Annotated in this window: 24 protein-coding genes and 1 tRNA gene; 15 read left to right on the top strand and 10 right to left on the bottom strand. The window is 62.9% G+C overall.

Annotated elements, in window-relative coordinates; translation table 11 throughout:
* Window positions 1-7 precede the first annotated feature (7 nt).
* Window positions 8-511: a BLUF domain-containing protein gene (locus tag CTEST_RS11115; protein WP_236686088.1), complete on the bottom strand. Its 504-nt coding sequence runs from the start codon at window positions 509-511 to the stop codon at window positions 8-10.
* A complete protein-coding gene (locus CTEST_RS13615) occupies window positions 504-707 on the bottom strand; it encodes a hypothetical protein (protein WP_144413277.1) in 204 nt (67 codons plus the stop codon). The genes CTEST_RS11115 and CTEST_RS13615 overlap by 8 nt, the downstream gene beginning before the upstream one ends.
* Window positions 708-867: 160 nt before the next feature.
* On the opposite strand from CTEST_RS13615, the gene trhA reads away from it, so the two are divergent.
* Window positions 868-1551 (top strand): PAQR family membrane homeostasis protein TrhA, encoded by a 684-nt coding sequence (gene trhA, locus CTEST_RS11110; protein WP_047253780.1) that lies wholly within the window; start codon window positions 868-870, stop codon window positions 1549-1551.
* Here trhA and CTEST_RS11105 read toward each other — a convergent pair.
* Window positions 1502-1996: an acetyltransferase gene (locus CTEST_RS11105; protein WP_047253779.1), complete on the bottom strand. Its 495-nt coding sequence runs from the start codon at window positions 1994-1996 to the stop codon at window positions 1502-1504. The genes trhA and CTEST_RS11105 overlap by 50 nt on opposite strands.
* Window positions 1997-2286: 290 nt before the next feature.
* Between CTEST_RS11105 and CTEST_RS11100 the strand changes: the two genes are divergently transcribed.
* Window positions 2287-3639, top strand: coding sequence for an HNH endonuclease signature motif containing protein (locus CTEST_RS11100; protein ID WP_144413276.1), 1353 nt, complete (start codon window positions 2287-2289; stop codon window positions 3637-3639).
* A 38-nt stretch (window positions 3640-3677) separates the two neighbouring features.
* Here CTEST_RS11100 and CTEST_RS11095 read toward each other — a convergent pair whose 3' ends face one another.
* Window positions 3678-4670, bottom strand: coding sequence for an acyl-CoA thioesterase (locus CTEST_RS11095; protein WP_047253778.1), 993 nt, complete (start codon window positions 4668-4670; stop codon window positions 3678-3680).
* A gap of 34 nt (window positions 4671-4704) precedes the next feature.
* Between CTEST_RS11095 and CTEST_RS11090 the strand changes: the two genes are divergently transcribed.
* Genes CTEST_RS11090 through purM form a run of 3 tightly spaced genes read left to right on the top strand, consistent with a single transcriptional unit; the run spans window position 4705 to window position 7713 of the window.
* Complete coding sequence (locus tag CTEST_RS11090; RefSeq protein WP_047253777.1) at window positions 4705-5088, top strand: sterol carrier family protein; 384 nt, start codon at window positions 4705-4707, stop codon at window positions 5086-5088.
* 35 nt (window positions 5089-5123) lie between these two features.
* Window positions 5124-6614: an amidophosphoribosyltransferase gene (gene purF / locus CTEST_RS11085; protein WP_083985752.1), complete on the top strand. Its 1491-nt coding sequence runs from the start codon at window positions 5124-5126 to the stop codon at window positions 6612-6614.
* A 34-nt stretch (window positions 6615-6648) separates the two neighbouring features.
* Complete coding sequence (gene purM / locus CTEST_RS11080; RefSeq protein WP_047253775.1) at window positions 6649-7713, top strand: phosphoribosylformylglycinamidine cyclo-ligase; 1065 nt, start codon at window positions 6649-6651, stop codon at window positions 7711-7713.
* 87 nt (window positions 7714-7800) lie between these two features.
* Here the strand turns inward: purM and CTEST_RS11075 are convergent, their stop codons facing one another.
* Together CTEST_RS11075 and ygfZ are read right to left on the bottom strand one after the other, a co-directional pair.
* Window positions 7801-8031 carry a DUF3073 domain-containing protein gene (locus CTEST_RS11075; RefSeq protein WP_047253774.1) on the bottom strand — a complete coding sequence of 77 codons (231 nt, stop codon included), beginning with the start codon at window positions 8029-8031 and terminating at the stop codon, window positions 7801-7803.
* Between the two features lie 214 nt (window positions 8032-8245).
* Complete coding sequence (gene ygfZ, locus CTEST_RS11070) at window positions 8246-9319, bottom strand: CAF17-like 4Fe-4S cluster assembly/insertion protein YgfZ (RefSeq protein WP_047253773.1); 1074 nt, start codon at window positions 9317-9319, stop codon at window positions 8246-8248.
* A 43-nt stretch (window positions 9320-9362) separates the two neighbouring features.
* Between ygfZ and CTEST_RS11065 the strand changes: the two genes are divergently transcribed.
* Window positions 9363-10271 carry an aminodeoxychorismate lyase gene (locus tag CTEST_RS11065; protein WP_236686087.1) on the top strand — a complete coding sequence of 303 codons (909 nt, stop codon included), beginning with the start codon at window positions 9363-9365 and terminating at the stop codon, window positions 10269-10271.
* Here CTEST_RS11065 and CTEST_RS11060 read toward each other — a convergent pair.
* Window positions 10268-10927, bottom strand: a complete 660-nt coding sequence (locus tag CTEST_RS11060; RefSeq protein ID WP_047253771.1) for an FABP family protein — start codon at window positions 10925-10927, stop codon at window positions 10268-10270. The genes CTEST_RS11065 and CTEST_RS11060 overlap by 4 nt on opposite strands.
* A 40-nt stretch (window positions 10928-10967) precedes the next feature.
* Between CTEST_RS11060 and CTEST_RS11055 the strand changes: the two genes are divergently transcribed.
* Window positions 10968-12005 carry a diacylglycerol/lipid kinase family protein gene (locus CTEST_RS11055; protein WP_047254427.1) on the top strand — a complete coding sequence of 346 codons (1038 nt, stop codon included), beginning with the start codon at window positions 10968-10970 and terminating at the stop codon, window positions 12003-12005.
* On the opposite strand, the gene CTEST_RS11050 is transcribed toward CTEST_RS11055, so the two are convergent.
* Window positions 12002-12760: an LmeA family phospholipid-binding protein gene (locus CTEST_RS11050; RefSeq protein WP_052844383.1), complete on the bottom strand. Its 759-nt coding sequence runs from the start codon at window positions 12758-12760 to the stop codon at window positions 12002-12004. The genes CTEST_RS11055 and CTEST_RS11050 overlap by 4 nt on opposite strands.
* Before the next feature lie 34 nt (window positions 12761-12794).
* Here CTEST_RS11050 and mshD point away from each other — a divergent pair, with 34 nt between their 5' ends.
* The 5 genes from mshD to pstB all read left to right on the top strand — a co-directional run bounded on the left by mshD (window position 12795) and on the right by pstB (window position 18038).
* The gene (mshD, locus tag CTEST_RS11045; protein WP_047253769.1) at window positions 12795-13691 is read left to right on the top strand and encodes a mycothiol synthase; all 897 of its coding nucleotides are present in this window, start codon (window positions 12795-12797) and stop codon (window positions 13689-13691) included.
* A 224-nt stretch (window positions 13692-13915) separates the two neighbouring features.
* Complete coding sequence (pstS, locus tag CTEST_RS11040; RefSeq protein ID WP_047253768.1) at window positions 13916-15034, top strand: phosphate ABC transporter substrate-binding protein PstS; 1119 nt, start codon at window positions 13916-13918, stop codon at window positions 15032-15034.
* Window positions 15035-15216: 182 nt separating this feature from the next.
* On the top strand, window positions 15217-16275 hold the full coding sequence (gene pstC, locus CTEST_RS11035) for a phosphate ABC transporter permease subunit PstC (RefSeq protein WP_047253767.1): 1059 nt from the start codon (window positions 15217-15219) through the stop codon (window positions 16273-16275).
* A gap of 15 nt (window positions 16276-16290) precedes the next feature.
* Window positions 16291-17217, top strand: a complete 927-nt coding sequence (gene pstA / locus CTEST_RS11030) for a phosphate ABC transporter permease PstA (protein ID WP_047253766.1) — start codon at window positions 16291-16293, stop codon at window positions 17215-17217.
* Between the two features lie 47 nt (window positions 17218-17264).
* A complete protein-coding gene (gene pstB / locus CTEST_RS11025; RefSeq protein ID WP_047253765.1) occupies window positions 17265-18038 on the top strand; it encodes a phosphate ABC transporter ATP-binding protein PstB in 774 nt (257 codons plus the stop codon).
* Window positions 18039-18106: 68 nt separating this feature from the next.
* Here pstB and phoU read toward each other — a convergent pair whose 3' ends face one another.
* A complete protein-coding gene (gene phoU / locus CTEST_RS11020; RefSeq protein ID WP_047253764.1) occupies window positions 18107-18844 on the bottom strand; it encodes a phosphate signaling complex protein PhoU in 738 nt (245 codons plus the stop codon).
* 68 nt (window positions 18845-18912) lie between these two features.
* Complete coding sequence (gene dusB / locus CTEST_RS11015; RefSeq protein ID WP_047253763.1) at window positions 18913-20061, bottom strand: tRNA dihydrouridine synthase DusB; 1149 nt, start codon at window positions 20059-20061, stop codon at window positions 18913-18915.
* A gap of 265 nt (window positions 20062-20326) precedes the next feature.
* Between dusB and CTEST_RS11010 the strand changes: the two genes are divergently transcribed.
* The 3 genes from CTEST_RS11010 (at window position 20327) to CTEST_RS11000 (ending at window position 22632) form a co-directional block, all read left to right on the top strand.
* The gene (locus CTEST_RS11010; protein WP_047253762.1) at window positions 20327-21829 is read left to right on the top strand and encodes an acetyl-CoA hydrolase/transferase family protein; all 1503 of its coding nucleotides are present in this window, start codon (window positions 20327-20329) and stop codon (window positions 21827-21829) included.
* A 134-nt stretch (window positions 21830-21963) separates the two neighbouring features.
* Window positions 21964-22036: transfer RNA gene (locus CTEST_RS11005), tRNA-Lys, on the top strand.
* A gap of 92 nt (window positions 22037-22128) precedes the next feature.
* On the top strand, window positions 22129-22632 hold the full coding sequence (locus CTEST_RS11000) for a hypothetical protein (RefSeq protein WP_047253761.1): 504 nt from the start codon (window positions 22129-22131) through the stop codon (window positions 22630-22632).
* Window positions 22633-22638: the final 6 nt, after the last annotated feature.

Raw genomic sequence — 22638 nt, 5'->3', positions numbered from 1 at the left:
TTCAGCGTTAGGACGCCGGAACTCCCACCGCATCTTCTGCTTCCCGAACCTTGATCCACAGCGAAAACTCCCGGATCGCACGCGAGATGACGTCCTGATCGGTTGAAGTTGTGGCGTCGGAGAAACTATCGCGCATGTCCGCGAGCGGATGTTTCTTCGACGGCTCGGGAATGCGAAACCCCATGCTCCAATTCGGGAATGAACGGGCTGCGCCGGGTTCGTCGATAATCACTCGCACATCCGTGTGCCGAGGATCCCGCGCAATGCTCTCCATTAACGAACCAATCGCCTCGGGCGACCCCTCCAGAAACTGCACGAAACGGAAATCGCGGTACAGCAGGAATCCCGTGATGTCAGCATCAGCGTTGTGCGACCGAGCTGCTGTCAGGATCTCCTCCATCTCTTCATTGCCCGGATGACCGGCGGCGATACTGGTGTAGACCAGGTATCGCAGTGGATTGCTTATCGACGTCGTCGTACCAGCTGGCACCATATCTCCCGGCTCACTCATTGTTGGTTACTGCCTGGGCAGCTTCTTCGAAGCTGCCGAATTGTCCGAGACTTTTACTATCGGTATCGAAGGCAGAAAAGGAAGGATGGTTACTTCCTTGGGAGCTCTCCCGGACGTAGCCCACCACTGAGTCTCCTACGCTGGCAATGAAGAAGTCCTCTTCCACCGCTGACCAGGTGATCGATCGTTGATTCACGTGTAGGCCACCCCTCTCTTAGTTAATGCCTTCTGGCTAATATATAGAGAATATCAGTGGTTGCGGCGAACTAGTGGGGCAGGGCGGGGTGTCGGTCTAGCTTGGCCGCTGACTGCGGGCAGGCGTAAGGTTACGGTTCCGTAGCCTACGTTCTCGGAAGATGGTGCACATGTACGTCGAGCTGACCCGCACAGTCCTAGACCGGGGCCCACGCCCTATCACCCGCGGCTGGTTCCACTTCTTCGCGGCCATCATGTCCGTGGTCGCCGGGTCTGTGCTGTCCACCGTCGCCTGGATGACCTTGCCCTGGTGGCAGGCCCTGGGCGTCACCGTCTACGCCGTCGGCGTCGTGGTGCTTTTCGGAGTCTCGGCCGCCTATCACCTCGGCCACTGGCGGGAAACCCGCACCGTCGCCTGGTGGAGACGAGCCGATCACGCCACCATCGCGGTCTTTATCGCCGCCACCTACACCCCGCTCTGCCTCATCGTTTTGACCCCAGTGCAGGCAGCCTGGATGCTGGGAGCCGCGTGGATTGGAGCACTTGCCGGAGTGGTCCTCAACCTGGTGTGGATCGATCACCCACGCTGGCTAGCGGTCACTGTCTACATGGTCCTCGGTTGGCTCATCGTCCCACTCATCCCACAGTTGTGGTCCTCCGCTGGCCCGGCAGTTGTCTGGCTGCTGTTCGCAGGCGGGCTCATCTACTCCGTCGGCGCCCTCATGTACGGTTTCCGCTGGCCAGGAAGAGACGCCCGCGTCATCGGCTATCACGAGCACTTCCACGTGGCGACGATCATTGCTGCCGCCATCCACCAGATCGCCGTCTGGATGGTCGTGGTCTAGCTCGACTAATCTTCAAATGCAGGAGGGGGTACGGGCGTCCCGCCTCGTCCGTATCGCTGCGCCCAGTGACCTCGAATCCCCGATTGAGGTAGAAGGCTGTGGCCTGCTGGTTCTGCTCATTGACGTCAACAGCTATAGCGCCGAGTTCTCGGACCGCATGAGCCAACAGTGCCGAGCCCACCCCAGTGCCCCGTTCCGCTGCGGCGATAAACAACATTTCCAGGTTGCCGTCGGCGACACCCGAGAACCCGATGGGCTGCCCATCAAGTTCAGCCACCCAGAGGTCGACGGCGGGAAAATAGTCGGAAGCTAGCTTGCTCTCGATCGCATCTCGATCCTGCTCCGACAGGAAGTCGTGGCTCGCATCGACGGAACTCCGCCAGATTTTCACCAGCTCCGGGTACTCCGCGACCCCAACGGTAGGGCGAATTTTCACCTCAGACATGGCATGCTCCCTGCTCAACCAACTGGCTTACATCCTATGACGAGGAAGGGCATGTCTGTTGCTCACTGCCGATCGCATAGTCGCACACAGTGGCGAGCGACGGTGTTTCTGTAGCCTCGTTCAGAATGAGCCGAGGTGCGCAGGTGTGGCCTAGTCGATTGAGGTGCACGTAGTGTTCAGGTGCCAAGAAATCTCCAAAAAAGTTGCCTCCACCCCTTGCGTGGATCGCTTGCGTATTCTAACATTGGAATTAGAACACGCAAGCGAAGGTCGGGAGGGGGTGAACGCACGTGAGTATTGAGATTGTCTACTCAGGCAAGCCACGAGCGCTTACTCTCGACCCCAGCACGTCACTGGTGGAGGCGCACCTTAAAGAGGTGCTTGCCCGCCCCCAGCACTACTACGCTGTTAGTTCACCTGATGATCCTGTTGCTCGTCGGGGAACGCGGATGCGCCAAGAAGACCACGAACTATGGCAATCGGTCCTGCCCGGTGATGATGATGACGTCGACATGGTGCTTGCTCGGTTGCGGCGTTCGTTGGGGCGTGGGGATCAGTTCCTGATGTCTGCGATCAGTGCCCACCATCGCCTCAACGAACTGCCCCAGTTAAAGGCAGTCCAAGAGCAGCACTTCCATCTTGACCTACCACGGCTGAAGGTCATTGATAGTGTCCTGTGCAAAGCAGACACGACTGTCTTAGAGCACCTCGATCTCATTGACACTGAACTAGCGGAGTTTCTTACCCCTACCCGGGCGAATCAGATCTTGCCGACGGCAGGCAAGATCAAAAACCGTCTGAACGCGATCATTACGATGCTTGATGATTCGATCTCTGCTGAGGATCCCGCACCACCACCGGTTGATAGTGTCTCGATAGCCTTCCGCGATGGCAGGGGTCTGTTGCATGCTGATCTTGATGGGATCACCGCCCAAGAGATAGATCTGCGTATCCGCAGGTATGCGATCATTCACGGGGTTAGCCAGGCGGAGGCACTCGTAGCGTTGATCAGGGGGGAGGGGGCAACGAATGTCACCCTCAACCTGTATCGGGCATCGGATATCCCGACTGCCCCGGGGTGGGTGTCTGGGGTGGGGTATCTGACGCTTCAGCAGACGGAGGATCTGCTGAACCGGGTTGGTGCGGAGATTGATCTTGATGCGATCGCCCAAAAGGTTTCGTCTGCGTATGCGACCCCTGCTGATATTCGTTCCTTGGTGGTTGGTCTTGATGGGACGTGTGCGGTGGGTGGGTGTGATACTCCTGGGCATCGGGCGCAGATGGATCATCGGGTGAATCATGCTGATGGTGGGCCCACGACGGCAGCAAACCTCGCTGCGTTGTGTGTGAAGCATCATGCGATGAAAACTGACCGGCGGGTGACTTATGTGTTGGATCCGGTGACGAGGCGGAAGTACTTCCTCTTCGATGATGGGTCGTGGGCGGAGTCCGAAGGTGATGGCCCGCTAGCTCCTAGCGAGCGGCGGTGGCTGCAGACGGTATCCCAACGCATCAGCAAACGCAGGGCGAGGATCCGGTCGGAGTCCCAGGCTCAGAGGAAAGAGCAAGGCGAACCGGAGAAACCACCACCACCTAGCGAACGTTCTAATTGCTCTGAGTGGGGACGTCCTTTTGAAAGGTGACCGCCGAGGCGGCTACTAGCGCTGCACGCTATCAGCCGCTAGTCCAAGTGCAGTGGTCGGGCCAGAGGAATCAGGGGAGTGGGCGCATACTCCGAACGCAACTTGCGCAGGGTCCGGGCGTGCTCGGCCAAACGGACGTCCTCGGTGGTGCGGGGCGTGAACTGGCGAGCAGGCAGGGCGAGGCCGTCGTCGTCAGTCGCCAGGTAGGTGATGGTGGCATGGATGGCGGTTTGCAGAGCGCTGCGCCCGCCGCGGGGATTGCCGGAGCGCACGTGCACTGACATCTGCATCGACCGGGAATCAGTGCGCATCATCCGGGCGTCGACTTCGATGAGATCACCAATGGAAATGGGGCGGTAGAAGCGAATCCCGCCGGCGTAGACGGCGACGGTGTGCTCGCCGGACCACTCCATCGTGCAAGCGGCACCAGCCTCGTCGATCCATTCCATGGCGGTGCCGCCGTGGACTTTGCCACCCCAGTTGATGTCGGTCGGCTTTGCCAGGAAGCGGTTGATGAGACGCGGAGCTTCGGAGGGGCCGTCGTAGGTTTGTTCTTCCATTTCGGCTTCGATGGCCTTGCGGAGGTCGATGCGGGAGACGGCGGCGTCGAGGACTCGGCGTTCCTCATCTGTCTCGGGAATGAACTCCGGCACGGCTTGGGTTTTGCCGGTGGCGGTGTCCTTGGCTACGAAGATGACCAGGCAGTCGCAAGCGCGAGTGAATACGCCTTCGCGGGGATCGGCGGAGAACACCTCGTTGACAATATGCATCGAGGAGCGCCCGGTCATCGCGATGCTGGAGCGCACTTCGACCATGTGGCCGGATGGAATCGGCCGATTGAAGTGAATATGCCCGACGTAGGCGGTCACGCAGTACGTCGATGACCACTGCACCGCGCACGCATACGCTGCCTTATCAATCCACTCGAGCACCCGTCCGCCACTGACTCCGTGGTTGCCGCGCATGAGCACGTCGGTTGGTGCGGCCAGGAAGCGCAGAGTGAGCTTGGGGGATTTCATCGTATGAGGCATGGGGACAAGATTACCGACACTAGGATTGACCACCATGAGAAGCTCCGTTGACCCAGCCGCGACCCGTGCCGCCGTTGAGGCGGTGGGGGCGTGGATTGTGGACCCCGGGGGCGTCGATAAGCCTTCTCGTGCATTGCTTGCCGACGCCGTCCGTCGCACCGCCCGCACCCTCGCGCAGGATGCGCCGGGGCATGCGGTGGAGGTGCGGGTGCCGCCATTTGTGGCGGTGCAGTGCATCGCCGGGCCCGCGCATACGCGCGGGACCCCGCCGAATGTTGTCGAGTGCGATCCCCTCACCTGGCTGCAGCTGGCCACGGGTGCTGTGCTTTTCGACGCCGCCGTTGCCGAAGGTCGCGTCGACGCCTCCGGGTCGCGGGCGGCGGAGGTAGCGCGTTGGTTGCCAATCATTAGTCAGTGACCGGGTTCCATACTAAGGTTGGGCACGTGGTATTCATGGATCCCTCCAGGACCGACTTCGATGACCAAGGTGAGACGGAACCCCGCGAGGAATGCGGGGTTTTCGGAGTGTGGGCCCCCGGCGAAGAAGTAGCCAAGCTGACCTATTTCGGACTGTTTGCCCTGCAGCACCGCGGCCAGGAGGCCGCCGGTATTGCGGTGGGCGACGGTGAGCGCATTGTGGTGTTCAAGGACATGGGCCTGGTGTCGCAGATCTTTGATGAGAGCTCGTTGGAGGCTCTCCAAGGCAATGTCGCGATCGGGCACACTCGCTACTCCACCGCCGGTGGCAAGAAGTGGGAAAATGTTCAGCCGATGTTCCGCACCTCGCCTGATGGGACGGACGTGGCGTTGGGGCATAACGGCAACCTCATTAATTACGTCGAGCTTCATGATGAAGCTGCGGATCGTGGGCTCATCGACCCGGCCGTGGTGTCGTCCGATACGGCGGCTATTACGGCGCTGTTGGCGGAAGATGTCGCTGACGGCCGTTCTGTCCTGGACGCCGCGAGGGCTTTGCTGCCCCGTGTTAAGGGTGCTTTCTGCCTCACGTTCACCGATGGGCACACCCTGTACGCTGCGCGTGATCCGCAGGGTGTGCGACCGCTGGTGCTGGGTCGGCTTGATCGGGGCTGGGTTGTCGCCTCGGAAACGTGTGCGCTTGACATCGTTGGTGCAGCGTTCGTCCGGGAGATCGAACCCGGCGAGCTCGTGGCCATCGATGAGTCCGGGGTGCGCACCATCCGCTTCGCGGAGACCGATCACAAGGGTTGCATTTTCGAATACGTCTACCTTGCGCGCCCCGATTCGGTGATCCGGGGGCGTTCGGTCAACGCCACCCGCATCGAGATTGGTCGCCGTCTGGCCCGCGAATATCCGGCTGACGGCGATATCGTCATCCCGGTCCCGGAGTCCGGCAACCCGGCCGCCGTCGGTTATGCGCGGGAGTCCGGCATTCCCTTTGGTCAGGGCCTGGTCAAGAACGCTTATGTGGGGCGCACATTCATTCAGCCTTCGCAGACGCTGCGGCAGCTGGGCATCCGCCTCAAACTCAATCCGCTGCGCGAGGTCATTGCCGGCAAGAAGCTCATCGTCGTTGATGATTCGATCGTGCGCGGCAACACCCAGCGCGCGTTGATTCGGATGCTGCGGGAGGCGGGGGCAGCGGAAGTACACGTGCGGATCGCGTCGCCGCCGGTGAAGTGGCCCTGTTTCTACGGCATCGACTTTGCCAGCCCGGGTGAGCTCATCGCTAATGCCGTGACCGGCAGCGATGACAACGAGGCCGCGGTGGTCGAATCGATCCGCAGCGCCATTGGCGCGGATTCCCTCGGGTTTGTCTCCATTGAGGAGATGGTGGAAGCCACGGAGCAACCGGCCGACCAGTTGTGCCGTGCTTGCTTCGACGGCAAATACCCCCTGGGGCTTCCCCAAGGAAACCCCAACGCCGATCTAGTTGATAACCTGCTCAAGGCCCAGAACAGCTAAAACGTAGCTTAAAGACGAAAGAGACACGACACTCATGAGCGAAAACCAGGGTACGTCCTACGAAGCCGCCGGCGTCTCCATCGAGGCCGGAGACCGGGCCGTCGAGCTATTCGCCCCACTGGCGAAGAAGGCGACCCGCCCGGAGGTGCGTGGCAGCCTGGGCGGTTTCGCTGGGCTCTTCGCGCTGGGCAAGTACAAAGAGCCCCTCCTCGCGGCGGGCTCCGACGGCGTGGGCACGAAGCTGGCTGTCGCTCAGGCGATGAACAAGCACGACACGATCGGCATCGACCTGGTGGCCATGTGCGTGGATGACCTCGTCGTCTGCGGTGCTGAGCCGTTGTTCCTGCAGGACTACATCGCCATCGGCAAGGTTGTTCCCGAGCACGTTGCTGAGATTGTTTCTGGCATCGCCGAGGGGTGTATTCAAGCTGGTTGCGCTCTCCTCGGTGGCGAAACGGCGGAGCACCCCGGCCTCATGGCCGAAGGGGAGTATGACGTCTCCGCCACCGCCGTCGGCGTCGTGGAGGCTGACGAGCTTCTTGGGCCTGATCGCGTCCGCGCCGGCGATGTCATCATCGGCATGGCCTCGTCGGGGTTGCATTCGAATGGTTACTCGCTGGCTCGCCACGTTCTTTTGGAAAAGGCTGGCCTCCCGCTCGATGGTTACGTTGAGGAACTGGGCCGCACTCTCGGCGAGGAAATGCTCGAGCCCACCCGCATCTACGCCAAGGACTGCCTGGCTCTGGCGGCGGAATGCGAAGTGCGCACCTTCTGCCACGTCACCGGCGGTGGGTTGGCGGGCAACATGGTCCGCATCATGCCCGAGGGAGTTGTCGCGGAGATGAGCCGCGGCACCTGGACTCCGGCGCAGATCTTCCGCACTATCGCTGACCTGGGGAAGGTCTCGCGGGAAGAGATGGAAAAGACCTTCAACATGGGGGTTGGCATGGTCGCCGTCGTGTCCCCGCAGGATCGTGACCGCGCTCTGGCGATGCTGGCCGCCCGCCACATTGATGCCTGGGTGCTCGGCGAGGTTCGCCCGGCCGCCGAGGGGGAGACCGAGCGGGTCATCCTGAGCGGGGAGCACCCCGGGTTCTAGGCAGAAGACACCACAACGCCGCACCCTCCCAGGAAAGGGGAGAGGGTGCGGCGTTAATGGGATAAGCGTACTGAGCCAGACAAATTATCAGCGAGCGCGGCGTGAAGGTGCGCTCACATCATCCTCGTCCTCGGACCAGCCTGCGTAATCGGCGTACTGGTCGTCGTCGGAATAGTCTTCGTCATCATCGGAAGAGGATTGACGAGGGCTCTGCGTGGAAAGCTCTCGCTGGAGCGAGTCCAGATCCATCTCGGGCGTGTTGTACTTGAGCTGGCGTGCAACCTTGGTCTGCTTTGCCTTCGCGCGACCGCGTCCCATGGCCTGACCCCCTTGAGGTATGTGAGAGCAATCCAGGGAATTCGGATGCCCCATCGGCTTTACGTCTGTGTGTATTCCTGTAGAACACAATAGCCTGAACAACCGTAAAAGTCCGCACCGCACCCCTGAGCAGCGATTCTGACTGATCTATAAGGAAATACAGAAGATAGGTCAGTCGATTATGGGGTGAGCCGGGGGTATACGACGCTAGACATTAGTTGCCGCGCAAGCGGTTGATAGCGGCGCGCCCGGCCTGCTCAGTGTCCTCGGTGGGCAATGACGTGGGGTCAACGAGGGCGGAGACATCGCCGATGCGGAGCTCGCCGCCGAGAGCGCTTCGTTTGACCAATGCCAACGCGATGGGGCCGAACTCGTGGTCGTGCACCACGGTCCCCACCCGACCGATGGTGCGGCTGCCGCTGGCGCCGGAGATGTCGGCGCCGGGGGCGGGGAGGGTGGGGGCGGAGCCGTCGAGTTGGAGCATGACCAAAACGCGGGGCGAGCGGCCGAGGTTTTCCACGCGGGCGACGGTCTCCTGGCCGCGGTAGCAGCCCTTTTCCAGGTGAACTGCGCCGGGGGAGGAGCCGCGACCGATCCAGGAGGGCACCTCGTGTGGAATGGACTTGTGGTCCAAGTCTACGGCGAGCTCCGGCTCGAGGGCACGGACGCGGGCCGCGGTGAAGGCCATGAGGCCGGCGAGGCGGTAGCCAGTGGCACGCAGCTCCTCTACTGCCGATACCAGGGTGGCACGCTCGACGAGTAGATCCCGGCGGCCCACCTCTCCCCACTCCACCTCGCGGGAGGCGAGGACGGTGGGGGGTAGGGGGACGTCGATAAGCGGGGACACAACGGTGAGGACGGCGATGTCCACCGCTTCGACCGTAACCTCCGACCAGAAGATCATCTTCTGCAAGAAGGGAAGGAGGGTCGCGGCCTGGGCCGCAGGAAGATCGAGGTAGAAGTCCTCGCCCACGCGCAGGACGTCGGCGTGGTGGAGGACGTGGCCCTGAATGTCCAGGTCGAGGGCAGCGGCGGCGAAACCCGCCGGGGCATCATCGAGCTTTTGGGACAGCAGATTGTTGAGGAAGGTCGCGGCATCCGGCCCACTCACCCGAATGACCGCCCGGTGGGAGCGGTCGATGACCACGGCGCCGCGTTGCTCACCGAGGGGATCGCCGTAATGCCACGCCACCCCCTCAGAATCGACGGCGGCGTCGGGCCCCTGGGCGGGGGCAGCGCCGGGGTAGTCAAGGAGTGGAGAACGATACGTTGCGGAGTCAGCGGTCACACTCCCCGATGGTAGCGCGTGAAACCAGGCATAATCTATGGTCATGAAGTCCTCTGCCCCGATCATCTATGTTGTCGAACCCTTCGGGGGGTCCATTCGGCGGCATAACCCCACGCTACCGATGGTGTACTGGGATGATGCCGCCGTCACCCGCGGCGACGGAGTGTTTGAGACTCTCCTGGTGCGGCAAGGGCGCGCAGCCAACTTTGAGCGTCACATGGATCGCTTCCGCAGTTCCGCCGAACTGATGGATCTGCCGGACCCGGGGGTGGCGCAATGGGCCGAGGCGACCGAAGCGGCGGTAGCGGAGTGGACTGCCCAGTCTGACGAGGATGCGCGCTGCGTGTGGACGTATACGCGCGGCCGCGAATCCACCGGCATTCCTTCGGCTTGGCTGACGGTGCGCAGCATCGATGAGCAGGTGGTGGCTCAGCGCAGCACGGGCATCAAGGTTATGACTGCTCATCGGGGCTATTCGCTGCACACGGAAGACTCCGCAGACTCCGCCGAGCCGCCCGCCCCCTGGCTCATCGTCGGCGCGAAAACCCTGAGCTACGCGGCGAACATGGCGGCGTTGCGCTACGCCCGCGCGCAGGGCTTCGACGACGTCATCTACCTCGATCCCGACACCGGCAAGGTCCTCGAAGGGGCGACGTCGACCGTGGTCACCGTCCGCAAGGGCGGGAAACTCCGCACCCCAACGCCGGGCCCGGACATCCTGCCCGGCACCACGCAGGCCGCCCTGTTCGACTACGCCGAACGCCACGGCTGGCGGTGCAAGACCAAAGACATCACGATGGACAGGCTTTACGACGCCGAGTCGGTCTGGCTCGTCAGCTCCGTCCGGGTGGCCACCCGCATCACGCACCTCGATGGAGTAAAGCTCCCGGTGCCCAGCCACAAGGAAGAGGCGGAGATCCGGGAGCTCATGGATAAGGCGTTGGGCCGTTAGCCGGCAACGCGGTGCAGCTGCGCTGACATCCGCGGGTGCATCGTGCCATCGACGAGGCGCTCATCGACCCAGCCCAGATCGTTATTGGGCATGAGGCCGTAGAGGCGCTTGCCCGGGCCGAGGCCTTCCGGGCCGGTCGACGTCACCATCGTCGAGGCGGACTCTAACTGCCAGGCGCGCTCGTTGAGGGGCTCGCCGTAGTAAATCTCGGCGACACCGGAGGAATTAACGCAGGTGACCTCGATCTCGTCGCTGAGTGAGATGCACCAGAAACCCGATTCGCGCTGGTCGGCGCCGATCGGCTCTCCCTCCTCGTTGAGCTTCCAGATGCGGGATTCATACGTGAGGTAGTTTTCGCCGTCGTGGGCGAAAATGATCTGCTGGCCGAAGGCGTACTGGCCCTCGGGGGTGTCCGCCTGGCCTTCCCCGCGCCACACGCCGACCAGCGGCAGGAGGGCGAGCAGCCCGTCGTGCAGGTTCGGCCCATAGCGCAGGTTAGCGGTGTCATCGGCGACGGGCAGGTCGCCGAGATCTAAGGTCGGGATGTTGCGCTGGCTGGTCGACTTGGACTGCTCGGCGGCGAGGTTGACGGCGTCGCTGCCGCTCAGGGTGTCGGCAGGGGTAGTCGGGGGTGTCTGATCGGGCTCTTGAGTCATGCGCCCCAGCCTAGTAGTTGTCCAGCTAGGCTGGCTCACCGTGCGCGTCTTGCTGATCATGAACCCGAATTCGACCTCCCAGACGGATGGTCTATTTCGACGCATCATCCCCGCGCTGCGTTCGGTTCCGGGTCTGCGCCTGCGCGGGGTGTTCACCCACCATGCCGGGCACGCGGAGGAGATCTGTCGGGGCCTGACCCGCGCCGATTGGGACTTGGTCCTGGCGGTGGGCGGGGATGGGACGGTGAACGAGGTCATCAACGGGCTGTTGGGCCCCGCGGGCGCGGACACACCTTCCCCGCAGTCGCTGCCGGCCGTCGCGGTCATTCCCACGGGTTCGGCCAATGTGTTCGCCCGAGCGTTGGGTTTTCCCTCCGAGCCCGTCGCCGCCACGACGATGCTTGTGCAGCTGTTGCGGGAGGATTTGCGCCGCACCATCTACCTGGGCACGTGGAATGACCGCTGGTTCGCGGTCAATGCCGGCTTTGGGATTGATGCCGATGTCATCGCCCGGGTCGACGAGGCCCGTCGCTTAGGGTTCGCGGCCACGCCCCTGCGCTACCTCAACGCGGCGACGATGGTGTGGATCCGGGCGCGCCGCACACCGCCGCGCATCGACGTGGTGGGCACCGATGCCGCCGGTCAGCGCCTCAACCTCAGCGAACTACCCCTGTTCGTGGCCTCCAACACCAACCCGTGGACGTTCCTCGGGCCGTTGCCGGTGGTGACGAATCCGCGCAATTCCTTCGAGCTGGGGCTGGGGTTGTTTGGGCTTACCGATACCTCGGGGGTGCGCGGGATCTTGAGCATGCTGCACCTCGTCGGCTTTGGTCATCGCCCAGTCATCGAGGACTGGTTGGAAAAGCGCACGGTCCAATTCGACGACGTGACTCAGGTGACCTTGTCGTGCCCGACTAAGGCACGGTTCCAGGCGGACGGTGAATACGTCGGGGAGTTCCAGCGCGCGGATCTGGCGTCGCATGCGGACGCGTTGGAGGTGTTCGCCCCGCGGGAGGCGTACCCGGTTAGCTCACGGACGTGGCGCCGGGTCCTCCGCGACTTCATTCGGGTGCATTAATCCTTATCGTTGTCCACCGCGATGGGGGAGAGCCCGCGCATCTGTACTGTCACGTTGTGCTGTTCGGCCTGGAAGTAGATGGACCCGCCGCCGAGGGTGACCGAGGCGGCGCGGCCGCCAAGCGGCAGTTTGAGGGTGTCCAGTGAGTACGTGAAGGCGGTGCGGATGTCGTCCTCGCGGCCTGCGGGGGCGTCGATAAGCTCGGTGGGCGTCATGGAAAACTGGGTGCCGGTCAGGCGCAGATCAACGATGACGGTCACGGGCTCGGCGAATCCGGGGGGAGTGCCGATGAGCTGGGCTTCCGCTTCCGTGCCGCCCGCCGGTGAAATGTTATATGGATTGGAAATGTCAAGGTCAGTCATGTCGATGAGGTGCCCGAGCGCCACCCCATCGAGGCTGATCGAACGCGAGCGCTTCTCCGCCTTCACCCCCGCAATATCGCCCGAGAGCACCTGCGCGGGAGTGACCGCCAGCTTTTCGTAGCGAGTGGCCACGTTAATCATGCCGAGCCCCTCCACCTCGACGTCGAGCGCACGAGCCTCCACGTAGGGAATCTCGTCGGTGACCAGGGCGGACAGGTAGGGGAAACCGCCGACGTACACCGGAGGGTTGGTTTCCAGGTTCGCCGCCTCCTCCACGGCGAAGGAAATCCGACGCTCGACGCGACTGGCGGCGACGTTGTCCACCAGCCACAATCCGCCGAGAATCACCGCCACAGTGGTGAGGAGAATGAGGGGCAGACGAGGAATCGACACCTCTCTATATCTACCAGCGCCTACCCTGTAACTCATGTTCATTGAGACGCTCAGCCTGCCAGATCACCCCGAACTCGCCGCCCGAGTCCGCGACATCGCCACTCGCGCCGCCGCCGTCGATGGGGTCGATCCCCTGTCGGAGCAGTTCCTGCTCGGGCTTATCGACGCCCGCCTGGGTCACCGCCATCACCTCGCCCGCGACGGTGAGCACGTGCTCGGCGTCGCCGCCTTCGACGGCTCCGCGTACGAGTTGGTGGTGGACCCTGATCGGCGGCGCGCTGGCGTGGGAGCTGCCCTGCTGACCTCGGCGGGGGAGTCGGACGTGTGGGCGCACGGGGATCTCCCAGCGGCGCGGGCCCTGGCGGCTGCCGTCGATCGGGTACCCACGCGCCGCCTGCTGGTGATGGCCGTGGAGGGAGACGCGCTGAGTTCGGTGGCCTCGTACCATGAGCGCGATGATGTGCATCCGCTCAACCTGGCGGAATCCATCGCCACGTGGGGGCGGGACGCGGTGGAAGAAAAGTGGCTCGCGGCGAACAATGAGGCCTTTTCCTGGCACCCTGAGCAGGGAGGATGGGACCGCTCGAGGCTTAGCCGCGCGCAGGAGGCGGACTGGTTCTCGCCCGACGATGTCCTGTTCTTGTGGACTCCGGAGGGGAAGATGGCCGGCTTCCATTGGACGAAGTGGCACACGGAAGTATCGCCCGCCTTCGGAGAGGTCTACGTGGTGGGCCTTGCGTCAGCGTTCCGCGGCCGCGGCATGGGCGATCCCCTCCTGCGCGTGGGTCTGGAACACCTAGCGGGCAAGGGCGCGAACCGGGTTGTCCTCTACGTAGAAGCGGATAACGAGGCGGCCGTGAAAGCCTACGATCACCTCGGTTTCAACGTTGTTGAGGAACATGTCGTCTACTCGGTAGCGCATTCTGGGTGACGTGTATCTCAGAAAAGCGCCTGCGGCAAGAAAGTTTTTCTGAAGCTTGCGAAGTGTTAACGATCCGTTCATCTGATGAGGTCCTTGGGTTAACCGACACCCCTTAGGTTTGTTCTCTGTGAGCAACTGACAGGTTCCCCGGCTGAAAATTGTCGGGGATTTCTACTGTGACTACAGACTTGCTCGGACTACTACCACCTGATCTTGACCGGAAAGGTTCTCCCGTGACCCGCAACTTCAAGCGCACTGCAGCCGTCATCGGCCTCGTTGCTGCCGGCTCTGCCGCCCTCGTCGCCTGCTCCGAATCTGAAAGCGGTACCTCCGGCGCTGGCTCCGCCACCGGTGGTGCCACTGTTGAAGGCCTGTCAGGCGCTTCCGGCCAGCTCGTTGCGGAAGGTGCATCTTCCCAGCAGAACGCCATGGACTACTTCAACGTGAAGTACCAGCAGGCCACCAACAACGCCGCTGCTCTCTCCTACACCCCTTCCGGTTCCGGTTCGGGTCGCACCAACTTCATTGGCAACCAGGTCAAGTTCGCTGGCTCCGACTCCCCGCTCTCCGCAGAGCAGGTTGCCCCGGCCGCTGAGCGCTGTGGTGGCAACGATGCCTGGCACCTGCCCTTCGTCATCGGCCCGGTCGCCATCGCCTACAACCTCCCCGGCGTCGACTCGGTGAACCTGTCCATCCCCACCGTGGCCAAGATCTTCAAGGGCGAGGTGACCACGTGGAACGACCCGGCTATCGCCGCTGAGAACGAGGGCACCGACCTCCCCGACACCGCTATCTCCGTGGTCTACCGCTCCGATGAGTCCGGTACCTCCGACAACTTCCAGAAGTTCCTCAAGGCCGCAGCTCCTGAGGAGTGGGACACCACCGGTCAGCAGTTCCCCGCCGCCGTGGGCGAGGGCGCTAACGGCTCCAACGGCGTGACCACCCAGGTCGGCCAGATCGACGGCGGCATCACCTACGTCGAGTCCGGCTTCGCTACCCAGCAGGAACTCGGCATCGCGAACCTCGATTTCGGCTCCGGCCCCGTCGAGCTGAGCACCGACTCCGTCGGCATCGCCCTGGACAACCTGGAGTTCAAGTCCACCGGACACGACATGGTCGTTGACACCGAGGCTCTCTTCGGTTCCACCGACGCTGGTTCCTACCCGCTGATCCTCACCACCTACGAGATCGTCTGCTCCGCCGGCTACGACGAGAACACCTCCAACCAGGTCAAGGACTTCCTGACCGTCGCCCTGGCCAACCAGGATGAGGGACTGGCTGATCTGGGATACATCCCGGTCACCGGCACCCACCACGAGCGTCTGGCCGAGGCTGTCGAGGCAATTCAGTAAATTCGCCTCTGGCCGGTAAGAGTGGACAGTGATCTGCCAGTCCGGCCGGGTGGAGAGCCAGTTCCCTCCACCACGTCGCAGCCCCCGATAGCGTTCACTTTCGCCCTCGGGGGCGCTGGCGCGTCACTGCCCAAGTCTCACGCCATATCCTTCCCGCTGAAATTCAAAGGAATCTGTGCCTCATGGCAAGCAACCGTCCGACCGCGGATGAGCAGGTGAACCAGTCCGAGCAATCGGCAGTCCCTCACACCGTGGCCACCCTCGGCAACACCACACAATCAGATACCCCCATTGTGAAGGACGGGGGAGGGGTCAAGCGGCCCGGCGACCGAGTCTTCGAGTTCTTCGCAACCTCCTCCGCCACCCTGATCACCGTCATCATCGCGGCGATCGGAGCCTTCCTCGTCTGGCGCGCCGTTCCCTCGCTCAACCGCAACGTGGACGGTTGGCTCGGCTTCTTCACCTATTCCGGCCAGTGGAATACCTCCAACACTGAGGCGATGCAGTTCGGCATCCCGAACCTCTTCGCCGTCACCGTGCTCATCTCCGTCGTCGCGCTCATCATCGCGATGCCGATCGCGTTGGGCATCGCGGTGTTCCTCTCTAACTACGCCCCGCGCCGGATGGTGAAGCCGCTGGGTTACCTCGTGGACATGCTGGCCGCCGTGCCCTCGATCGTCTACGGCCTGTGGGGCTGGCAGGTGCTCGGCCCGGCGCTGCAGAACTTCTACGAGTGGGTCCACGGCTGGGGCGGAGGATTCTTCCTCTTCACCACCTACGCCAACTCCCCCTCGTTCGCGACCGGCCGCAACATCATGACCGGTGGCATCGTCCTGGCAGTGATGATCCTCCCGGTCATTGCCGCCACGGCCCGCGAAGTGTTCATCCAGACGCCCAAGGGTCAGGTCGAGGCAGCTCTCGCCCTCGGCGCGACCCGCTGGGAAGTCGTCCGCATGACGGTCCTGCCCTTCGGCCTCTCCGGCTACATCTCCGGATCGATGCTTGGCCTGGGCCGCGCACTGGGAGAGACGATGGCGCTTTACATGGTCGTCTCGCCCTCCTCGGCCTTCCGCTTCTCCCTGTTTGATGGCGGCACCACCTTCGCCACGGCGATTGCTAACGCCGCACCCGAGTTCAACGACGACATCCGAGCCGGCGCCTACATCGCCGCGGGTCTGGTGCTGTTCCTCCTGACCTTCGTGGTGAACTCCATTGCCCGATCGATCGTCTCGAAGAAGTAGGCGGAGGAAAACACCATGACTAACAACGTCGATACACTCACCCCGGGCCCGAACCAGCTCGGCTCCGTCAGCTCCTTCTCGCACATCTCGCAGGGGCGCAAGACCACGAACACCATCGCCACCGTGCTGGTGTACGCCACCATGGCCATCGCGATGATCCCGCTGATCTGGGTGTTGTGGGAAGTTATTTCCCGCGGCATCGCCCCGCTGCTCACCGCCGATTGGTGGACCCGCTCCCAGCAGGGCGTCATGTACCACAACCCCGGCGGCGGTGCCCTCCACGCGATCCAAGGCACCCTGATCCAGACGGGCATCACCTCGTTGCTGTCCATCCCGATTGGCATCTTCACCGCGATCTATCTCGTGGAATACTCCAACGGCAACCGCCTGGGCCGCATCACCACCTTCATGGTGGACATCCTCACCGGTGTCCCCTCGATCGTCGCCGCCCTCTTCGTCTTCACCACCTGGATCACCCTCTTCGGCTTCCAGCGTTCCGGCATGGCCGTGGCGCTGTCCCTGGTCATCCTCATGGTGCCGGTGATCATCCGCAACACCGAGGAAATGCTCCGCGTCGTCCCCATGGACCTCCGCGAGGCGTCCTACGCACTTGGTGTGCCAAAGTGGAAAACCATCGTCAAAATCGTCCTCCCGACGGCACTGTCGGGCATCGTCACCGGTGTCATGCTGGCCATCGCCCGCGTCATGGGCGAGTCCGCACCGGTCCTTATCCTCGTGGGATCCAGCCAGGCCCTCAACCCGGACCCGTTCAACGGTCCCATGTCCTCCCTGCCCCTCATGATGCTGGACATGTACAAGGCCGGCACCTCCCCGGCAGTTCTGGATAAGCTGTGGGGCGCCGCCCTCACCCTGGTCCTCATCATCGCGCTGCTCAACATCGGCGCCCGCGTCATTTCCGCGAAGTTCTCGGTCAAGCAGTAGCGCGACCGCACCCCAGACTAGAAGCACAAGTTCACAGGAGTAAGACGATGTCCAAGCTCGCACTCAATGACGTCAACATCTACTACGGCGATTTCCACGCCGTGCAGAACGTCAACATGCAGATCCCGGCCCAGGCCGTGACTGCCTTCATCGGCCCCTCGGGGTGCGGTAAATCCACCGTCCTTCGTTCCATCAACCGCATGCACGAGGTCATCCCGGGCGCGTACGTCAAGGGTGAGATCCTTCTCGACGGCGAGGATATTTACGCCTCCAAGGTCGACCCGGTATCAGTGCGCAACACCATTGGCATGGTGTTCCAGAAGGCCAACCCGTTCCCGACGATGTCCATCGAGGACAACGTCGTAGCCGGCCTTCGCCTGTCCGGCGAGAAGAACAAGAAGAAGCTCAAGGAGGTCGCCGAGAAGTCCCTCCGCGGCGCGAACCTGTGGGAAGAGGTCAAGGACCGTCTGGATAAGCCGGGCGGTGGCCTCTCCGGTGGGCAGCAGCAGCGCCTGTGCATCGCCCGTGCGATCGCCGTTGAGCCCGAGGTTCTCCTCATGGACGAGCCCTGCTCGGCCCTCGACCCGATTTCCACGCTGGCTGTGGAGGACCTCATCCACGAGCTCAAAGAGGACTTCACTATCGTCATCGTGACGCACAACATGCAGCAGGCTGCCCGCGTCTCCGACAAGACCGCCTTCTACTCCCTCGAGGCCACCGGCAAGCCGGGCCGCCTCGTGGAGTTCGGGGACACGAAGAAGATCTTCGAGAACCCGGATCAGAAGGAGACCGAGGACTACATCGCTGGCCGCTTCGGATAACCCGCGATACCCGAGACCCGCCCGGTGAACTGCACGTCAGTTCGCCGGGCGGGTCTTTTTTTGGAGTTTTATTGGCGACGCCGCGAGAACTGCCGCTCCAGCTCCGCGAAGCGCTGCGCCATGTCGGCCTCCGCGCGATCGCTTTCTTTCTTAGCCAGGTACTGCTCCGGCATGAGCCCGGAGGAGAGGTAAACGATGCGGGCAGCGACGTTGACACAGTGATCGGCGTAGCGCTCGTAGTAGCGGGCGAGCAGCGCGACGTCGACAGCCTCCCGGGTCGAGTGGGCCCATTCCCGCTGGGTGAGCAGGGTGAGCATGTACTCGTTGAGGTCATCCACGGCGTCATCATCCTCGGCGAGGACGAGAGCGACATCGGCATTGGGGTCAACGAGGATGTCTCGGGTTTTGGTGGCCATCTCGGAGACGAGGCGGGCCATCTCCTGGAAGTAGCCCACCGTCTCCTGGGGGATGGCGAGCGAGGGGTGGCGGCGACGCGCGGCCTTAGCAATGTGCATCGCGAGGGCAGCCATACGTTGGAAGTCCTCGACGATGTAAATCGAGGAGACGACCTGGCGGAGGTCGCGGGCGACGGGGCCTTCGAGGGCGAGGAGCTGCACGGCACGCTCTTCGGAGCGAACCCGTAGTTCTTCGAGAGCATCGGCCGACGACAGGGCGTCCTCGGCGGACTCGAGCGATCCTCTGAGCAGCGCGTCCGAGGCATTAGACATGATGGAGTGCACCGAATCGCACATGATGATGAGATCATGAGCGAAGTTGTCTAGGTGTTCTCGAAAGGCGATACGCATGCATCTAGCATAGGAGGTCGCCGAGCATTCCGCCTCTTGATGAGCACTAAAATGCCTGAAGTGCTCAGCTATCCACCCGAGTTCATGGCCTCCGCGCCAGCGGACGGGACCATCTCGTCTTGAGGATCATCCAGCCAGCCGTCGGGCAGAGCCACCTTGGCGGAGGAGCCTTGACGCCCGCGGGGCCCCTCGGCGTCGTCGGCCATGGCCGGGGATTCGCTCCACGGCTCGAGCATTCCTCGCAGTTCCGCCTGGGAGGTGATCTTGGCCAGTCCCGAGCGGACCTCGCCGCCGACGGGGAAGCCGCGCAGGTACCAGCCCATGTGCTTGCGCAGGTCGCGGCAGGCATGCTCTTCGCCGTCGTGGGCGGCGAGCAACTCGGCGTGGCGCATGATGATGCGGGTGACCTCACCGAGGGTCGGTTGCGGCGGTAGCGCCTCGCCGCGCAGGCCCGCCGAGAGCTCGGCGAACAGCCAGGGCCGGCCGAGGCAACCGCGACCGACGACGATGCCATCGCAGCCGGTCTCATTCATCATCCGGCGGGCGTCGTCCGCACTAAAGATGTCGCCGTTGCCGAAGACGGGGACCCCGGAGCCGTCGAGGTGCTCCACCAGGCGGGAGATTTCGGACCAGTCGGCGGCACCGGAGTAGCGCTGCGCGGCGGTGCGCGCATGGAGGGCGACGGCGGCCGCGCCCTCGTCGACGGCGATCCGCCCGGCGTCGAGATGCGTGTGGTGCTCGTCGTCGATGCCCACGCGGAACTTCACCGTGACGGGGATGTTCGAGCCTTCGGTGGCTTTGACGGCCGCCGCGACGATGGAGGCGAATAGGCGCCGCTTGTAGGGGATCGCCGATCCGCCGCCGCGCCGGGTGACCTTAGGTACGGGGCAGCCGAAGTTCATATCGATGTGATCGGCGAGGTTTTCCTCAACGATCATTTTCGCTGCTTTGTAGGTGTACAGCGGGTCGGTGGTGTACAGCTGCATGGAGCGCGGGTTTTCGTCCGGTGCGAACGTTGTCATGTGCAGCGTCTTCTCATTGCGCTCGACCAGCGCGCGGGCGGTAATCATCTCGCAGACATAGAGTCCGGACACGGTCCCGGTCTTTTCCACCTCCTGCTCGCGGCACAGGGAACGGAACGCCACGTTGGTTACCCCGGCCATGGGGGCAAGGACGACGGGGGAGTTCAACGTCAGGGGGCCGATTGCTACAGTCACAGGCCATATTCTCCCCCGCGGGGGTAGGAGAACCCAAACTTCGGCCGATTGACCTTGCAGGATTCGTAGGATTTCACATTGCTGCCAGCTTTGCGGCGTAACGGCGCGAATATCCGCTAATGTGGTGAACGTAACTAACAGGCGCGAGCCACCCATGGTCGTCACAGTGATGGTTCATGTGGTCACATGCGCGCGCCCGAGGTGAACATCATCCCCAATGCATTCAGTGGGCCCAGAAGTCGGCCCCGTTCCCAGGAGGTACTTTATGTCCGATCGGATCGCCAACGCCCAGCTGCGCGGCAAGGTCATGTCCGCAGATGAGGCGGCTCAGTTCATCGATAACGGTGACAAGGTGGGCATGTCCGGATTTACCGGCGCCGCTTACCCGAAGGCAATCCCGACCGCGATCGCCAAGCGTGCCAAGGAAGCCCAGGCTAAGGGCGATTCCTACCAGGTGGACATCTTCACCGGCGCCTCAACCGCTCCGGACTGTGACGGTGTCATGGCCGAGGCCGGTGCCATCCGCTACCGCATGCCGTACCAGTCTGACCCGATCATGCGTAACGCCATCAACGCCGGTGAGATGAAGTACCAGGACATCCACCTGTCCCACTCCGGCCAGTACGTGGAGCACGGTTTCTTCGGCCCGCTCAACGTGGCCGTGGTGGAGGCCACCCGCATCACGGAAGAGGGCCACATCATCCCCTCCTCCGGCGTCGGTAACAACGTTGACTACCTCGATGCCGCTGAGAAGATCATCATCGAGGTCAATGAGTGGCAGTCCCTCGACCTGGAGGGCATGGCGGATATCTACCGTATCCAGCACCTGCCGAATCGCACCCCGATTCCCATCATCAACTCCGGTGACCGCATCGGCAAGACCTACATCGACATTGATATCAGCAAGGTCGTCGCGATTGTGGAGACCAATGCTCCCGACCGCAACGCCCCCTTCAAGCCGATCGATGACGTGTCCAAGCAGATCGCCGGCTACTTCCTCGACTTCCTGGAGGGAGAGGTCAAGGGCGGCCGCCTGACGTATGACAACTACATCATGCAGTCCGGTGTCGGTAACGTGCCCAACGCCGTGATGGCTGGCCTGCTGGACTCCAAGTTCGAGAAGATTGAGGCGTACACCGAGGTCATCCAGGACGGCATGGTGGACCTCATCGATGCCGGCAAGATGGCCGTCGCTTCCGCCACCTCCTTCTCCCTTTCCCCGGAGTACGCGGAGAAGATGAACGCTGAGGCCAAGCGTTACCGCGAGTACATCATCACCCGCCCGCTGCAGGTCTCTAACCACCCGGAGGTTATCCGCCGCGTTGGTTTGATCTCCTCCAACGGCATGATTGAGGCCGACATCTACGGCAACATCAACTCCACTCACGTCGCCGGTCAGCGCATCATGAACGGCATCGGCGGCTCCGGTGACTTCACCCGCAACGCCCGCATCTCCACCTTCATCTCCCCGGCTGATGCGAAGGGCGGCGACATCTCCGCCATCGTCCCGTTCGCTTCCCACATCGACCACACCGAGCACGACGCTATGGTTGTCATCACCGAGTACGGTGTCGCCGACCTCCGTGGTCTGGCTCCGCGTGACCGCGTGGCCAAGATGATCTCCATCGCGCACCCGGATTACCGTCCGCTGCTCGAGGAGTACGTGGAGCGCGCCAACAAGTCCAAGTTCCACCAGACCCCGCACGACCTGGACACCGCTCTGGCCTTCCACCAGCGCTTCCTGGCTACGGGTTCCATGAAGGCTTAAGCCTTCCCGGCATGGTGACGGGCTCCGCTCTTTCGAGCGGGGTCCGTCCTTGCTTGTCGACGCCCCCGTGTCCCCCACGGTGCGAGGGGTCAATTTCCTCCCCGGCGCGGGGAGACGTTAGTATTTGTGATCACGGGCCTCTAGCTCAGTTGGTAGAGCTACGGACTTTTAATCCGCAGGTCGTGGGTTCGAGCCCCACGGGGCCCACTAGTGCGCGTCTTAAACCTTCCGCCGCGCCTTCTCCGCAGGGGCGGGCGCCATGCATGTGCCAGACTTGTTGGGGAGGAGGTGTGTGGCGGATGGAATGGTGGGCGCATTCGTTCGGCTGGGGATCGTTAGCGGCGCTGGCGTGTGGCGCGGTGTTGATCGCAGTGGAGTTCATCGCCCCCTATGCGTTTCTCAATGACTACCCGGCCGATATCCGTGAACGCGCACCGAAACCGACCCCGATGCAACGACGAACAGGGAACATCGGAGGCCTCGTGTTCGTCCTGACCCTCTTTGCCGGAGTCAGCAGCGTCGTGTGGGCCTGGGGCGCAACCCACCCCGATACGGGGTTTGTCGAGCTGGCGTTGATGGCTTTGGTCGTCTTCGTCCTATTCGCGATCTTCGACATTGTCGTCATCGACTGGCTTATCATTTGCACTTTGCGGCCGCGCCGCCTCGTCTACCCCGGCACCGAACACTGCGCGGGCTGGCGCGACTACAGATTCCACGTCGAAGAACAACTCCGCCCGCGCGCGGTGCTCGTCCTGATGGGCGCGAGCTCGCTTATAGGACTGCTCGTTTGGAGCCTGACCTGAACTCCA

The organism is Corynebacterium testudinoris, assembly GCF_001021045.1.
Lineage (GTDB): Bacteria > Actinomycetota > Actinomycetes > Mycobacteriales > Mycobacteriaceae > Corynebacterium > Corynebacterium testudinoris.
This window is presented reverse-complemented; position numbering and strand designations above follow the sequence as displayed.